This window comes from Cobetia sp. QF-1 (genome assembly GCF_002213105.1).
Classification (GTDB): domain Bacteria; phylum Pseudomonadota; class Gammaproteobacteria; order Pseudomonadales; family Halomonadaceae; genus Cobetia; species Cobetia crustatorum.
The window spans coordinates 238,975-253,574 of record NZ_NBVS01000005.1; the positions used below are offsets into that span (position 1 = coordinate 238,975).

Genomic DNA, 14,600 nt, shown 5'->3' on the forward strand with positions numbered 1-14,600 from the left:
AGCGTGGGCAAACCTCGCCACTGGCAGGCAACCCACCAGCTGCTATGATGGCGCCAGTTTTTTTAGGGGCTTCAGGCATGAAGCGCCCATTTCTACAGGAGTTGAAAGATGAGCACTGCAGACCGCACCGATGTTGTCATCCTTGCCGCTGGCCAGGGCACCCGCATGCGTTCCAAGTTGCCGAAGGTGCTGCATCCACTGGCTGGCAAAGCCATGGTGCGGCACGTGGCGGATACTGCTGCAGGATTGAAAGGTGCGCGTCTGAATGTGGTCATTGGTCACGGTGGGGAGCGCGTACAGCAACAGTTGGCTGAGACGGGTGCCAGCTTCGCTGTGCAATCAGAGCAAAAGGGGACCGGCCATGCCGTGGCCCAGGCGCTGGAGGCGATCGGTGACGATAAGGTGTTGATCCTTTACGGCGATGTGCCGCTGATTCGTCGCGAGACGCTGGAGGCATTGCTGGCCGAAGTCAGTGAGCAGACGCTAGGGCTGCTGACGGTGATCCTCGATGATCCGACGGGTTACGGTCGTATCGTGCGTGATGCCGAGGGGCGCGTCAGCGCCATCGTCGAGCACAAGGATGCCACGCCGGAGCAGCTGGCAATTCAGGAAGGCAACACCGGCATTCTTGCCACCACCGGCGCGCAGCTCAAGCGCTGGTTGCCGGCGCTATCTGCTGATAATGCCCAGGGTGAGTACTATCTGACCGATATCATCGCCATGGCAGCAGGCGAAGGTGTCACCATTGCCACTGCACAGCCGGCCGCGGTCGAAGAAGTGCAGGGCGTCAACAATCGTCTGCAATTGGCTGGGCTTGAGCGTGCTTTCCAGCGCCGTGAAGCCGATCGACTGATGACCGAAGGCGCCAGCCTCGCAGATCCGTCACGTATCGATGTACGCGGTGAGCTAAGCATCGGTACTGATATCAGCATTGATGTGGGCTGCGTGTTTGAAGGCAAGGTCAGCATCGGTGACGACGTGGTCATCGGTGCCCACTGCGTGATCAGCAATGCCAGCATTGGCGCAGGCACGCATATCGCACCGCACAGCGTCATTGATGGTGCCGTGCTGGAAGGTGACAACAATGTCGGGCCGTTTGCGCGCCTGCGTCCGGGAACCGAGCTTGCGCGTGGTGCGCGCATCGGTAACTTCGTCGAGACCAAGAATGCTCAGGTGGGCGTGAATGCCAAGATCAATCACCTGAGCTACATCGGCGATGCCACACTCGGCGAAGCTGTCAACGTCGGTGCTGGCACCATCACCTGTAACTATGATGGCGCCAACAAGTTCCGCACTGAAATCGGTGCCAATGCCTTCATCGGTTCCAACTCTGCGTTGGTGGCACCGCTCAAGATTGGCGCGGGCGCGACAGTAGGTGCTGGGTCGACGTTGAGCCGTGACGTTGCAGATGGCGCGCTGAGCGTGGCGCGTGGCAAGCGTGTCGATAAGCCACAATGGCCACGCCCGACGAAGAAGTAAGTGGCGAGAAGTAGCTGTTAGGCATCGTGTGGTAACGCGTGCATGAGGCAGATACGACGGGGGATACCGAGAGGTGTCCCCCGTCGTGCATCCAGAGTATGGATCTCATCATGCAATGTTGTCTTTCGCTTGATGTTTCGTTTTACCTCTTTTATCTTTCGGTTCGAAACTTCATGGGAGTCCCCGATGTCAAAGCGACTGACACCACAACGGCGTCACCAGATCCTCGATCAGCTGGCGTGTGATGGTGAAGTCAGTGTCGAGGCGCTGGCGAGGGAGCTTGCCACTTCGGAGGTCACCATCCGTAAGGACTTGGCCTTTCTCGAGAAAAGCGGTTTGTTGCTGCGTCGCTATGGTGGTGCCGTAGCCATGCCACGTGAGTTGCTGGTACATGACGAGCCGGTGAGTGCCGCCAAACAGGCCATCGCTCGGTTGGCGGCCAGTCGCATTCGTGCCCATCAGCGCATCATCATCGACAGCGGCACGACCACTGTGGTGTTGATTCCCGAGCTCAAGGGTCGTGATGACCTGATCGTGATGACCAACTCGCTGAGCGTTGCCAATGCCATCCGCGAGTTGGAGAACGAGCCGGTATTGCTGATGACGGGCGGTACCTGGGATCCACATTCCGACTCCTTCCAGGGTCAGGTGGCGGAGCAGGTACTGCGCAGCTATGACTTTGATCAGGTCTTTCTTGGCGCGGACGGTCTGGATGTCGAGCGTGGCACTACCACCTTCAATGAGCTGATCGGCCTGTCACGCGTGATGGCCGAGGTGTCGCGCGAAGTGGTGGTGATGGCGGAATCCCACAAGCTGGGCCGCCGCATTCCCAATCTGGAGCTGGGTTGGTCCAGCGTCAGTACCCTGATTACCGATGACGCGCTGCCCAGTGCCGCGCGTGACCAAATTCGTGCCCATGGCGTCGAGGTACTTGTTGCCCCTCTGCCTGCGCACACCCCAGCATAAGGAGATTGCTCATGTGTGGAATCGTAGGCGCTGTCGCCAGTCGTAACGTTCAGAACATCCTGCTTGAGGGGCTGCATCGCCTCGAATATCGCGGCTATGACAGCGCGGGCATGGCAGTGCTCTCGGAAGAAGGGCGTCTGAACCGCGTTCGTGCACTGGGCAAGGTCGGTGCGCTGGAAGCGCGTCTGGGTGATTCGCCGCTCAAGGGTCGCGTGGGTATTGCTCACACGCGCTGGGCCACACATGGTGCCCCGACGGAAGCCAACGCTCACCCGCATCAGTCAGGTGACAGCCTGGCCGTGGTGCATAACGGCATCATCGAGAATTACGAAACCCTCAAGCGTGAGCTGCAAGGTCAGGGCTATGTCTTCACCTCCGAGACTGACACTGAAGTCGTCGCTCATCTGTTGGCGCGCGAATACACCCTGAGTCAGGACCTGCTGACTGCAGTGCAGAAATCCGTTGCGCTGTTGGATGGTGCCTTCGCGTTGGGTGTGATTCATCGCGCTCAGCCAGATGTGCTGATTGGCGCGCGTCAGGGCAGCCCGCTGGTGATCGGTGTGGGTATCGATGAGCACTTCCTGGCCTCTGATCAGCTGGCCCTGCTGCAGGTCACCGACCGCTTCATCTATCTCAAGGAAGGCGACCTGGTCCGCATGACAGCGGAGCAGGTCGAGATCTTTGAGCAGGGCGAGCGCCTGATCACCTCGACCAACGAGCGTCCGATCCAGATCTTCGAACACGCACAGGACGCTGCTTCGAAAGGCGACTATCGCCACTTCATGCTCAAGGAAATTCACGAACAGTCGCGGGTGTTGGCCGCTACGCTGGAAGGCCGCCTGAACGGTGACCGTGTACTGGTACGCAGCTTTGGCAGTGAAGCTGAGACACTGTTCAGTCAGGTCAAACAGGTGCAGATCGTCGCCTGCGGCACCAGCTATCACGCCGGCATGGTGGCGCGTTACTGGATAGAGCGTCTGGCGGGTATTCCGGCAGCGGTCGAGGTCGCTTCTGAATTCCGTTATCGTCCGGTCGTCGTGGCTGATGGCACCCTGTTCGTGACCCTGTCCCAGTCTGGTGAGACCGCGGATACGCTGTCTGCATTGCGCTATGCGCAGTCGCTGGGTGGCTTCCTGGGCAGCCTGGCAATCTGCAACGTACCGGGAAGCTCACTGGTGCGCGAGTCTGACCTCAGCCTGATGACGATGGCCGGCCCAGAAATCGGCGTTGCTTCTACCAAGGCCTTCACTACCCAGCTGGTCGGCCTGATGCTGCTGACCCTGGCGCTGCGCCGTATGCGTGGTGGTGATGACGCGGGCGAAGCCGAGGTCGTACGTGACCTACGTGCGCTGCCGGGTCTGGTGACCAAGGCACTGGCGATGGACAGCGAGATCGAGCGTCTCTCCGAGGCGTTTGCCGACAAGCACAATGCTCTGTTCCTTGGTCGCGGCACCCAGTTCCCTATCGCACTGGAAGGCGCGCTCAAGCTCAAGGAAATCTCCTATATCCACGCCGAGGCGTATCCGGCGGGCGAGCTGAAGCATGGCCCGCTGGCGCTGGTGGATGCTGACATGCCAGTCGTGGCAGTTGCGCCCAATGACGAGCTTATTGAGAAGCTCAAGTCGAATCTGCAGGAAGTCCGCGCGCGTGGAGGTGAATTGTTCGTCTTCGCCGACGAAAATATCAGTCTGGAAGAGAGCGAGGGGGTGCGCGTGTTACGTATGCCTCACGTCAGCGAGCTGTTGGCACCGATTCTCTATACGTTGCCGCTACAGCTACTGTCTTATCATGTGGCCGTGCTCAAGGGCACCGATGTGGATCAGCCGCGTAACCTGGCCAAGAGCGTCACGGTCGAGTAAACCGATCGACAAGACTCACGGGACAGTGCCTGAAACTGGTATGTTCCGAGTCAACGAGGGGCAACTCCTCGTCCGCCAGACGGCAGCCTCAGGGCTGCCGTTTTGGTATCCTGTGCACCTGTCTTCTTATTCCCTTCCGTCCGCTGCGCGTTCATCGCCCGGCGCACGCACGTGACCTGCCATGACTGATCGTGACGCATCGCTTACCCGCCTCAACAAGTTCATCAGCGAAACAGGCTTCTGCTCGCGCCGTGAGGCCGACCGTTACATTGCCGATGGACGAGTGACCATCAATGGTATCGTGCCCGAAATGGGGACCAAGGTGGCGCCGAGTGATGAGGTGCTGGTCAATGGCAAGCCATTGAAAGAAAAGAAAGAAGCCGTCTACCTGGCCTTCAACAAACCAGTGGGCATCACCTGTACGACCGAGCGGCATGTTGATGGCAACATCATCGATTATATCGGGCATCCGCAACGTATTTTCCCTATTGGCCGGCTCGATAAGCCGTCTGATGGTTTGATCTTTCTGACCAGCGACGGCGATATCGTCAACAAGATTCTGCGTGCCGGCAATGCTCACGAGAAGGAGTACGTAGTGCGGGTCGACAGGCCCGTCACGACAGACTTCCTCAAGCGGATGGCGGCGGGTGTACCGATTCTCGACACTGTTACTCTACCGTGTCGTATCGAGCAGATATCGACCTACGTATTTCGCATCACGCTGACCCAGGGGTTGAATCGTCAGATTCGCCGCATGTGCGAGGCGCTGGGCTATGAGGTCTTCAAGCTCAAGCGCGTGCGGATCATGAATATCAGTCTGGAAGGGCTTGGTATTGGCCAATGGCGCTATCTGACCAAGCGCGAGATGGCGAATATCCAGCAGATGATCGAAGGGTCTAGCGGTACTGAGGAAGCTTCGAGAGCGGAGGCTGCTCCTGCACCATCTCAGCATGCGGTGGCTGCGCGTAGCCAGCGTGTCGCACAGGATACTGATGCTAGACGTGGCTCACACAGGGACGCGCCGAGTAAAAAGACGGCTAGCCGAAAATCGACCCAACAAGATGCCTCATTCCGCCGTGAGCGGCCGGCGAAAGATCGCTCTAGCCCAGGGCGTTCTGAACAGGAGCGCTCGCGTGATGCTGGCAGCAATGGGGGGCGCAATAGCAGCAGCGGTCTGGCGGGCGGTCTCAAGCCTCGGACACGTGGGAACGCGACAAGTGGCACGACCAAGAAAGGCAGCAATGGTGGCAATGGCAAGAGCCCTGCGGGTAAGGGGGCGGCTAGCAAGGGCCCTCGTTCACCGTCTGGCGGTAACCGAGGACGTCGCTGAACACTATCCAGCGGCCTGCACACTGTCTTCGCTGCTGTGTGTGATATCCCTCGTTGTTTTTGTAGTCTGTGGTGTACGGCGGTGGTAACGGCCAAGCACGAAGGATAGCGTGGCAAAGGCCAGCGCAGAGCCCACGACCTGTGGCCAGGGATAGGCCAGCGCCGCGAGCGCAATCAGCAGCAGATCAAAACTGAACGTGGTGCGCCCGGCGTGAATACCGAAGCGACGCTCCAGGTGTAGCGATAGAATATTCAGCCCGCCCAGTGAGGCGTTCTCGCGAAATAGCAGCGTCACGCCGAGGCCGATCAACAGCCCGGCAGCGATAGCGGCGACAGGCAAGCTGACTTCGCCCAGGGGCAGGCTGCTGGTCAGCACATCGGACAGTACTGATAGCAGGGTGACGCAGCCCAGTGTGCGTAGGGTGAAGTTAAGTCCCAATTGCTTCCAGGCCAGCCAGTAGAAGGGCAGGTTGATCAGGAAGAACAGGCTACCGAAGCTCAGTGATGTGAGGTCAGCTCCTAGCAGTGATATCCCCGCGGTGCCACTGACCAACAGGCCACCGGCCTGCAGCAGACGAACGCCAAGTGCGACGAGCAAGCAACCCTCAACGAGGGTAATTAGGCTACGTAGCGTGATGGCATTGGCCGCCCATGAGCGTCCGCTATTGGCACGCAGAATAAGACGTTGAAAAGCTGTCATGACAGGCTCCGGGATAAGGGCAGTCAATGGAGATGTCTTCCAGCCCGGCTTGTGGCTGGCAGGAAGAGGGGGCCAAGGCGGTGGATGTACCGCCTGTTGGCACTGCGCGTGGCTCGAGCCTCAGCTGTCGCCATGACGTCGTCATGCAGGAAGCGGACCATAGCATGGGGAAGTGACAGTTATTATTGTGCTTACGTCGCTTTGGTGGCAGAAATATCTGCTATGTCATCAGCAGTTATCAAGTGATATCCATTGGGAATCTAGCTCAAGATGCACCATAAGCGCGCAGTTATATCGCCGAATGCACCGACGGTAGACACAGAGTTTGGTGAGCTGCATCTTGGTCTTGCCATGTGGGCCAATGATGATTGGCGAGGCAGCCTGTTACCGGGCAGTGGCCCGCGTGAGCATCTGGCTGACTATGCTCAGGTGTTTGATTGTGTCGAGGGTAATACCAGTTTCTACGCCCAGCCGACAGCAGAGGCCATCGCCAGCTGGGCACGTCAGGCCCCTGCGGGATTTCGCTTCTGCTTCAAGCTGCCGGGACGTCTGACTCACGAATTACGTATGGTGGGGATCGAGGATGAGCTTGCGGCGTTTCTTGAGCGCATCGCACCACTGAAGGGACGTTTGGGACCGATCATGGTTCAGCTGCCACGCGATCTTGGTGGTGAAGTCTTGCCACGCCTGGAGCAGTTCTTCGTCCATGTGCAGGCAGAAGGATTTGAGTGGGCCGTTGAGCCACGAGACCCGATATTTTTCGCCAAGGGTGAGGTAGAACGTCAGTTGAATCGATTGTTGATAAGTCATGGAGTCGATCGCGTGATGTTGGATGTCCGCCCACTCTTCAGCGGGCCGAACACGATACATCCGGGCCTTGCCGTGGCACGTTCGGAAAAGCCGCATCGCCCACTGCATGTGTTCTCCAGCGCCAGACAGCCCATCGTACGCTTCATTGGCCACTACGATGAAGCGACCAATCTACGTCTGTTCGTTCCTTGGATAGAGCGTCTATTTCTGTGGATAAAACAGGGGAAAAGCCCTTTTCTCTTTGTGCATACTCCTGACAACAAGGCGGCACCGGCACTTGCTCGACTGTTAGCCAATCAGGTGCATTCTCGTCTTGGCTGGCGACCGATAGGCGAGTTTCCCGGGGAGTGCCAGGGCAGCCTGTTCTGATATATCGCGTTTAAGGCGCTTATCAACAGTGATATCTCACGGCGTACAATTCTTCCGTGAGGCGATGGTCTGATGGTGGCTTGCTGGCAGATAGAGAGCCAATCAAGTAACTTTAGCTACATGTTGCCTCTACCACGGCGATATTTACCGGAAATGAGCACAATGTTTGTTCCGGCGTGCCTATAGGCACTAGTTTGCCTGCCTTCCATGACCTACCCGGCCATCGGAAGGCGGTAGATGTATTACTGCAGTGATCCTGCGACGCCATCTTGTCTGCAAGCGGATGATCCGTCCGAATATGCGACAAGATGCAACAAGCACAACAAGGTGCTCATTGTCCTATCTGCGACAGGCACCCTCGCGACGAATCAGGGATTCACATGTCATCTAAACCGCATACCCACGCACAGTGGTCTTCCCGCCTGGCCTTTACCCTGGCCGCCGTCGGTTCTTCCGTTGGCCTTGGCAATATCTGGAAATTCCCGTACATGACCGGCGAGAGCGGCGGCGGCGCTTTCGTGCTCGTCTATCTGGTCTGTATTCTGCTGATCGGCCTGCCGATCCTGATGTCTGAATGGCTACTTGGTCGTCTGGGTCAGAAGAACCCCATCTCGACCATGAGTAATATCAGTGCACGTCTCAAGCGAAGCCCTGCCTGGGTATTGATCGGGGTCGCCGGTGTCTTGGGCGCCTACTTGATCCTGTCCTTCTATAGCGTGATCGGAGGGTGGGCGCTGGCCTTTATCGCGGACGCAGCAACTGGCAGCTTCGAGAGCCTGACCGCTGATACGGCCGGTAGCCTGTTTGGTGGGCTGCTCAGTAACCCGGCCACTCTTTTGGCCTGGCATAGTGCTTTCATGCTGATGGTCATTCTGGTCGTTGCGGGCGGGGTTGCTGGGGGGCTTGAGCGTGCTGCCAAGATCCTGATGCCGTTGCTGGCGGTCATGCTGATCATGTTGGTCGGCTATGCTGCTACCACCGATGGTTTCGGTGAGGCGGCTGCCTGGCTGCTGACGCCCGATTTCTCAAAGCTCGACAAGGATGGCGTGCTGGCGGCGATGGGACATGCCTTCTTCACCCTGTCATTGGGTATGGGCATCATGATGGCTTACGGTTCCTACCTCTCCGATGACGTCAATATCGGTCGCACCGCATTGATAGTGGTGGTGCTGGATACCGTGATCGCATTGTTGGCAGGTCTGGCCATCTTCCCGGTGGTGTTCTCCAATGGACTCGATGCTGCCGCTGGCCCGGGCCTGATCTTCCAGACTCTGCCATTGGCTTTCGGTCAAATGCCCGGCGGCGAAGTGTTTGGTGTGATGTTCTTCGTGTTGTTGGTGTTCGCGGCTTGGACGTCCGGCATCTCGCTGCTGGAACCCATCGTCGAATGGCTGGAAGAGAAGACACCTATGTCACGCGTTGCCTCTGCCTGGGTGGCCGGTATCGCGACTTGGCTGTTAGGTATTGCCACCATCCTGTCCTTCAATGTGTGGAGCGATGTCTCGCCGCTGGGTATGTTCGGCAAGTTTGAAGGCATGACGGTATTCGACTTGCTCGATTATGCGACCAGTAAATTGATGCTGCCGCTGACTGGCTTGGCGACCATCGTCTTTGTTGGCTGGTTCATGGGCCGTGATGAAGTGCGCAGTCAGCTCAACATGAGCGATTCTGCTTTCTCACTATGGAGCTTCGTGGCTCGTTATATTGCACCGATTGGTGTGGTAGTGGTGTTCGCTTCCAGTCTGTAGGAATGGAAGGTAGTCGTTACTGACGAAGGCATGACTTCTGTTGCAGTATTTCCTGGGAAAGTGTCACACGCGAGGCTCGCCAATTTGGCGGGCCTCGCGTGTTTCTGGAGGTCATTATCAGTCGATAGAGGGAGGTGTTTCATTCCACGGCCATGCAACATAAAGGAGTGAAAGCTTGGGTAATCAAGAGCGTGTTGCACCGCAATAGCGCGATGAGAGTCGTGAAAGTGTTGAGATAAGGACTGTCGAAAAAAATAGAGAAAGACTGTCATGCGCTGCTGGGGGGGATGAAGGAATGCGCGTAAATCACCTGTCCACTCAGAGAGAGTAGACGGAAGGCATTGCTGTAACGGCGGGAAGCGTATCGCGTTCCCGCCAGAAATTCAGTGGGTGTCGATGTCGCTAGCGGTATCCATTTCCAGCACTTCGATGTCGCTTAAATCCTCGCTTAGGCGCTTGATTTCGTTGTGCATTTCAATTCCGCGGCGCGCGCGGAGGTGGCGGACTTCGCTTTGCTTTTTACGGGCCTGATGTTCGTCGGCACCCAGGGTCATGAAAATATCGAGAAGCTCTTTCTTGAGCGTATCTACTTGCTCTGAACTACGCATGATTCGACCTCCATGGCATCCAAAGGATGTGGGCTTTCATTGGCGCCACACCGTTTTACTATAGCGCACTTGACAAAATTGTGACTACAGCCTGCCTGCAATGGCGACACCCCTGAATGGATGACGTAAGCTCAGGCATGCCTATGATGTCTGCAAGGAGTGTGCCGTGAGTCATGCCATCTTCGACGACCTGAGAAGCCGGATGGAAAATTTCCGTCGCTCAGAACAGAAGGTCGCCCGCTATGTTCTCCGTAATCCGGAGGAAGTGATTCACATGCGGATCGTGGATCTGGCCAGTGAGTCATCTGTCAGTGAGCCGACCGTCGTACGCTTCTGTCGAGCGATGGGGTTTGCTGGCTTCCAGGACTTCAAGCTTCAATTGGCCCAGCGTCTGGCGACGGGTACCCAGTTTGCCCAGTTCTCGATGAACGATTCTGACAGCGTGGCGGAGTTCTCCCACGCGTTGTTCGACTCCACCATCGGTACGCTACTGTCAGTACGTGACCGTCTGGATGCCGAGGCCGTTGCCCGCGCGATTCACGCACTGGCTTCTGCCAGCCGGGTTGAGTTCTACGGTTATGGTGCGTCGGGTGCGGTGGCACATGATGCCCAGCACAAGTTCTTTCGCTTGCAGATTTCCACCGCGGCCTACACTGACCCGCACATGCAGAACATGTCGGCGGTGACGCTGGGGCCACGTGATGTCGTCGTTGCCATCTCTCAGACCGGGCGCACCAAGGCGTTGATCGCGAGTGTCAGACTGGCACGCGATGCTGGTGCCACAGTGATTGGTCTGTGTCCGAGCGGCTCGCCGCTGGCGGATGAGGTGACTCTGCCGCTGCATATCGATGTGCATGAAGATACTGAGATCTACACGCCGATGAGTTCGCGTATTGCACACCTGGTCATCGTCGATACGCTGGCTGTTGGCGTTGCCAAGACTCGGGGACCCAAGCTCAAGGAGCAGCTTGAAGCAGTCAAGAAGAGCTTGGCGACACTGAGGTTTGATGAGCATGATTTCGACGCTCATTGATCAAACGGGCACCGCTTGAGAGGTAGTGGAGAGGGGAGAGTGACAGCGTAGCCATGTGATAAGGTGGATGTCTGAACAGGGGCGGCGATTGACGGGCTGCTCCGATCCTCGACCCTCTGCCCTGTGGTGAGCCCTGCATGTCTGAATCGCCCCTTCTTGACCATCTCAACACGCATCAGCGCGAGGCCGTGTCCGCGCCGCCTGGCAACATGCTGGTGCTGGCCGGGGCCGGTTCCGGCAAGACCCGCGTACTGGTCCATCGTATTGCCTGGCTGATGGACCAGCATCAGATGTCGCCCTACGCCATCCTGTCGGTGACCTTCACCAACAAGGCATCCCGCGAGATGCGCACGCGGCTTGAAGCGCTCAACGGTGCCAGCCTGCGTCATATGTGGGTCGGCACCTTCCACTCGATCAGTCACCGACTGCTGCGCACTCATTGGCAGGAGGCGCGCCTGCCTGAACACTTCCAGATCATCGACAGTGATGATCAGCTTCGGATGGTCAAGCGGCTGCTCAAACAGCACAACGTCGACGATGAGCGCTGGCCGCCCAAGCAGGTTCAGTACTTCATCTCCGGCTGCAAGGAAGAGGGGCTGCGGGCCCATCAGGTGCAGACCCACGGCGATGCCTATATGGGCAAGATGGTCGAGATGTATGAGCTCTATCAGCTAGCCTGTGAACGTGGCGGACTAGTGGATTTCGGTGAGTTGTTGTTGCGCTCGCTGGAATTGCTGCGTGATACCCCACCTCTACTGAACCACTATCGTGAGCGCTTCGCTCATATCCTGGTCGATGAGTTCCAGGACACCAACACCTTGCAGTATGCGTGGCTGAAGCTGCTGGCTGGCAATCGTGAATGCATGACGGTGGTGGGTGATGATGACCAGTCCATCTATGGCTGGCGTGGCGCGCGCGTCGAGAATATCCAGCGTTTTACCGATGAGTTCGCCAATACCCGCGTGGTACGCCTGGAACAGAACTATCGCTCGTCCAGCGCAATTCTCGAAGCTGCCAATGCCCTGATCAGCAACAACGGCGGGCGGATGGGCAAGAATCTGTGGACCGATAGCGGGCGTGGCGAGCGCATTCGCATCTATGCCGGCTTCAATGACATTGATGAATCACGCTTCATCGCTGACACCATTCGTGAGCTGGTCAACGAGCATGGTTATAGTCGTGATGACGTGGCGATTCTCTATCGCTCAAACGCTCAGTCTCGCGTGCTTGAGGAGACGCTGATTCGTCAAGGTATGCCGTATCGCATCTATGGTGGCCAGCGCTTCTATGAGCGTCTCGAAATCAAGAATGCACTGGCGTATCTGCGGTTGATGAACAATCGCGAAGATGATGCCGCTTTGGAGCGCGTGATCAACGTGCCCGCACGCGGTATCGGTATGCGGACTGTCGAGCAGCTGCGCGAACGCGCCCGTTACGGCAATCTCACGATGTGGCAGGCGATGAGCGATGCTGCTGCTGATGGCGCGCTCAAGGGACGCGCTGCCACTGCCGTGCGTGCCTTCAGTGATCTCATCGATGGCCTCGACAATGATACTGCCGGCATGGCACTGCACGAGCTGGTCGAACATGTCATCCATGTCTCGGCGCTGCGCGAGCATCACGCCGCCGAGAAGGGCGAAAAGGGTCAGGCACGTCTCGAGAACCTGGCCGAATTGGTCAATGCCTGTCGTGCTTTCAGTCAGGGCGAGCGAATGGATCCGAATGCTGTCAGTGAAGGTGCTGAGGCACTGGAGCCATTCCTTGCTGAAGCAGCGTTGGATGCGGGGGATCATGAGGCTGCCGAAGGCGAAGAATGCGTACAGATGATGACGCTGCACTCTGCCAAGGGCCTGGAGTTTCCGGTGGTCTTCGTCGCGGGTGTTGAGGAAGGTCTTTTCCCGCACAAGATGTCGTTGGAAGAGCCGGGTCGTCTCGAGGAGGAGCGCCGGCTGTGCTACGTCGGCGTCACGCGTGCCATGCAGCGTCTCTACCTCACCTATGCTGAACTTCGCCGCATGCACGGCAAGGAAACCTTCCAGCGTCCCTCACGCTTCCTGCGTGAGCTGCCGGAGGAGCTGCTGGAAGAGGTTCGTTTGCGTGGCCAGATTTCGCGTCCGGTCTCGACGCAACGTGCGACTCCGAATCGTCGTCCGTCCGGTCCGCGTCAGGAAGGTGTCGATGCCAGCGATGGCATGCCTGCACTATCACTGGGCAGCATGGTGCGCCATCCGCTGTTCGGGGAGGGTGTGGTCATCAATGCCGAAGGACAGGGCGAGCGCGCTCGAGTGCAGATCAGCTTCGAAGGTGAAGGTGACAAGTGGCTGGTGCTCGGTTTTGCCAAACTTGAAGTGCTGAGCTGAAGATATGGACTGAGCAGAGGCAAGTTAAAGCATCGGACTACGGCCTTGGTGCAGTTGTGGGCGGTACATTAGCGACGGCATAGTGGAGGTAGACGCTCTACTTTCAGATTGTGCCATTCGTATCGCCCAGTAACTCGAAAACCAATAACTCGAACAAGGACTGTGCCATGCAACGCCGTCATTTTCTCACAGCTCTCGGTGCGGGGGCTGCTGGCATCGCAGCCGCGCCTTTCGTTACCACGGCCAAGGCTGCCGAACCTGAGACCATTCACTGGAAGATGGTGACCTCCTGGCCGAAGAACTTTCCGGCGCTAGGCACGGGTGCCAACGAATTCGCGCGCTTGATTGGCGTGCTGTCTGGTGGCCGTCTGCAGGTCAAGGTCTACGGCGCCGGCGAGATGGTGCCGGCAATGGAAGTCTTTGATGCGGTGTCTTCTGGCACGGCCCAGATGGGCCACTCGGCGTCCTATTACTGGAAGGGCAAGGTGCCTGCTGCACAGTTCTTTACCGCCGTACCCTTTGGTATGAATACCACCGAGACCAATGCGTGGCTGTATCACGGCGACGGCATGGCGCTGTGGGATGAAATTTATGCGCGTCATAATCTCAAGCCACTGGCCGTTGGCAATACCGGCACGCAGATGGCTGGTTGGTTCAACAAGGAAGTGAAAAGTCTGGCTGACATGAAGGGACTCAAGATCCGCCTGCCCGGACTTGCTGGTGAGGTGATGAATCGGATTGGCGCCAGTACGCTGACATTGCCGGGCAGCGAGATATTCACGGCGATGGAAACAGGCGTCATTGATGCAGCGGATTGGGTCGGGCCCTACAACGACCTGGCCTTTGGGTTGCATCAGGTCGCCAAGTATTACTATTCACCGGCCTGGAATGAACCATCCGCAATTCTGGAGGGTACCGTCAACATGGACGCCTGGCAGGCGCTGCCGGAAGACCTTCAGCAGGTGGTGATGCAGTCGGCCAAGATTGCCAATCACGCCATGGTCGATGAATTCGCGCTACGCAATGCCACCGCTCTGACCTCGCTGGTAGAGGAGCATGGTGTGCAACTGCGCGAATTCCCGGACGATGTCTATGCTGCGCTGTATGAGGCCTCCAACGAGGTGCTGGATGAATTTGTCGCCGAAGACGCCGATGCCAAGCGAGTCTATGACTCCTACCGTGCTTTCCAGCAAAAGATCGCGCCTTGGACCAGAACCGGCGAACGCGGCTATCTCGATGGTCGTGCCCGTGTGCTGGGAGAAGATGCGACGTCTTGAGCCAGGCCCTGTTGAGCTTGGACTCATTGATAATATAAAAGGCCGCCCCGATCTGGGGCGGC

12 protein-coding genes are annotated in these 14,600 nt (G+C 57.8%); 10 read left to right on the forward strand and 2 right to left on the reverse strand.

What is annotated here, in order from left to right; genetic code table 11:
• The first annotated feature begins 108 nt into the window (after positions 1-108).
• The 4 genes from glmU to rluF all read left to right on the forward strand — a co-directional run bounded on the left by glmU (position 109) and on the right by rluF (position 5,634).
• Positions 109-1,479: a bifunctional UDP-N-acetylglucosamine diphosphorylase/glucosamine-1-phosphate N-acetyltransferase GlmU gene (gene glmU / locus CFN46_RS11580; RefSeq protein WP_088743601.1), complete on the forward strand. Its 1,371-nt coding sequence runs from the start codon at positions 109-111 to the stop codon at positions 1,477-1,479.
• A 186-nt stretch (positions 1,480-1,665) separates the two neighbouring features.
• A complete protein-coding gene (locus CFN46_RS11585) occupies positions 1,666-2,445 on the forward strand; it encodes a DeoR/GlpR family DNA-binding transcription regulator (protein WP_024951961.1) in 780 nt (259 codons plus the stop codon).
• 11 nt (positions 2,446-2,456) lie between these two features.
• Positions 2,457-4,304, forward strand: coding sequence for a glutamine--fructose-6-phosphate transaminase (isomerizing) (glmS, locus tag CFN46_RS11590; protein ID WP_088743602.1), 1,848 nt, complete (start codon positions 2,457-2,459; stop codon positions 4,302-4,304).
• Between the two features lie 181 nt (positions 4,305-4,485).
• Entirely contained in the window at positions 4,486-5,634 is a 1,149-nt protein-coding gene (rluF, locus tag CFN46_RS11595) for a 23S rRNA pseudouridine(2604) synthase RluF (protein WP_088743603.1), read from the forward strand.
• A 3-nt stretch (positions 5,635-5,637) separates the two neighbouring features.
• Here rluF and CFN46_RS11600 read toward each other — a convergent pair whose 3' ends face one another.
• On the reverse strand, positions 5,638-6,333 hold the full coding sequence (locus CFN46_RS11600) for a YitT family protein (protein WP_088743604.1): 696 nt from the start codon (positions 6,331-6,333) through the stop codon (positions 5,638-5,640).
• Between the two features lie 26 nt (positions 6,334-6,359).
• Between CFN46_RS11600 and CFN46_RS17575 the strand changes: the two genes are divergently transcribed.
• The 3 genes from CFN46_RS17575 (at position 6,360) to CFN46_RS11610 (ending at position 9,260) form a co-directional block, all read left to right on the forward strand.
• Positions 6,360-6,509, forward strand: a complete 150-nt coding sequence (locus tag CFN46_RS17575) for a hypothetical protein (protein WP_156941156.1) — start codon at positions 6,360-6,362, stop codon at positions 6,507-6,509.
• A 175-nt stretch (positions 6,510-6,684) separates the two neighbouring features.
• Positions 6,685-7,512, forward strand: coding sequence for a DUF72 domain-containing protein (locus tag CFN46_RS11605; RefSeq protein WP_035159707.1), 828 nt, complete (start codon positions 6,685-6,687; stop codon positions 7,510-7,512).
• Between the two features lie 380 nt (positions 7,513-7,892).
• Positions 7,893-9,260, forward strand: coding sequence for a sodium-dependent transporter (locus tag CFN46_RS11610; RefSeq protein ID WP_024951957.1), 1,368 nt, complete (start codon positions 7,893-7,895; stop codon positions 9,258-9,260).
• Between the two features lie 383 nt (positions 9,261-9,643).
• On the opposite strand, the gene CFN46_RS11615 is transcribed toward CFN46_RS11610, so the two are convergent.
• Positions 9,644-9,868: a PA3496 family putative envelope integrity protein gene (locus tag CFN46_RS11615; protein ID WP_088743605.1), complete on the reverse strand. Its 225-nt coding sequence runs from the start codon at positions 9,866-9,868 to the stop codon at positions 9,644-9,646.
• A 166-nt stretch (positions 9,869-10,034) separates the two neighbouring features.
• On the opposite strand from CFN46_RS11615, the gene hexR reads away from it, so the two are divergent.
• The 3 genes from hexR to CFN46_RS11630 all read left to right on the forward strand — a co-directional run bounded on the left by hexR (position 10,035) and on the right by CFN46_RS11630 (position 14,538).
• Complete coding sequence (hexR, locus tag CFN46_RS11620; protein WP_024953349.1) at positions 10,035-10,901, forward strand: transcriptional regulator HexR; 867 nt, start codon at positions 10,035-10,037, stop codon at positions 10,899-10,901.
• A gap of 137 nt (positions 10,902-11,038) precedes the next feature.
• Complete coding sequence (uvrD, locus tag CFN46_RS11625; RefSeq protein WP_088743606.1) at positions 11,039-13,261, forward strand: DNA helicase II; 2,223 nt, start codon at positions 11,039-11,041, stop codon at positions 13,259-13,261.
• Between the two features lie 167 nt (positions 13,262-13,428).
• The gene (locus CFN46_RS11630; RefSeq protein WP_088743607.1) at positions 13,429-14,538 is read left to right on the forward strand and encodes a TRAP transporter substrate-binding protein; all 1,110 of its coding nucleotides are present in this window, start codon (positions 13,429-13,431) and stop codon (positions 14,536-14,538) included.
• The last annotated feature ends 62 nt before the right edge of the window (positions 14,539-14,600 follow it).

Excerpts from the sequence above, each read along its gene's own strand:
- CFN46_RS11605 (WP_035159707.1), top strand. The coding sequence starts at position 6,685 with ATGTGGGCCAATGATGATTGGCGAGGCAGCCTGTTACCGGGCAGTGGC.
- uvrD (WP_088743606.1), top strand. The coding sequence starts at position 11,039 with ATGTCTGAATCGCCCCTTCTTGACCATCTCAACACGCATCAGCGCGAG.
- rluF (WP_088743603.1), top strand. The coding sequence starts at position 4,486 with ATGACTGATCGTGACGCATCGCTTACCCGCCTCAACAAGTTCATCAGC.
- CFN46_RS17575 (WP_156941156.1), top strand. The coding sequence starts at position 6,360 with ATGGAGATGTCTTCCAGCCCGGCTTGTGGCTGGCAGGAAGAGGGGGCC.
- CFN46_RS11600 (WP_088743604.1), bottom strand. The coding sequence starts at position 6,333 with ATGACAGCTTTTCAACGTCTTATTCTGCGTGCCAATAGCGGACGCTCA.
- CFN46_RS11615 (WP_088743605.1), bottom strand. The coding sequence starts at position 9,868 with ATGCGTAGTTCAGAGCAAGTAGATACGCTCAAGAAAGAGCTTCTCGAT.
- CFN46_RS11610 (WP_024951957.1), top strand. The coding sequence starts at position 7,893 with ATGTCATCTAAACCGCATACCCACGCACAGTGGTCTTCCCGCCTGGCC.
- CFN46_RS11585 (WP_024951961.1), top strand. The coding sequence starts at position 1,666 with ATGTCAAAGCGACTGACACCACAACGGCGTCACCAGATCCTCGATCAG.
- glmS (WP_088743602.1), top strand. The coding sequence starts at position 2,457 with ATGTGTGGAATCGTAGGCGCTGTCGCCAGTCGTAACGTTCAGAACATC.
- CFN46_RS11630 (WP_088743607.1), top strand. The coding sequence starts at position 13,429 with ATGCAACGCCGTCATTTTCTCACAGCTCTCGGTGCGGGGGCTGCTGGC.
- glmU (WP_088743601.1), top strand. The coding sequence starts at position 109 with ATGAGCACTGCAGACCGCACCGATGTTGTCATCCTTGCCGCTGGCCAG.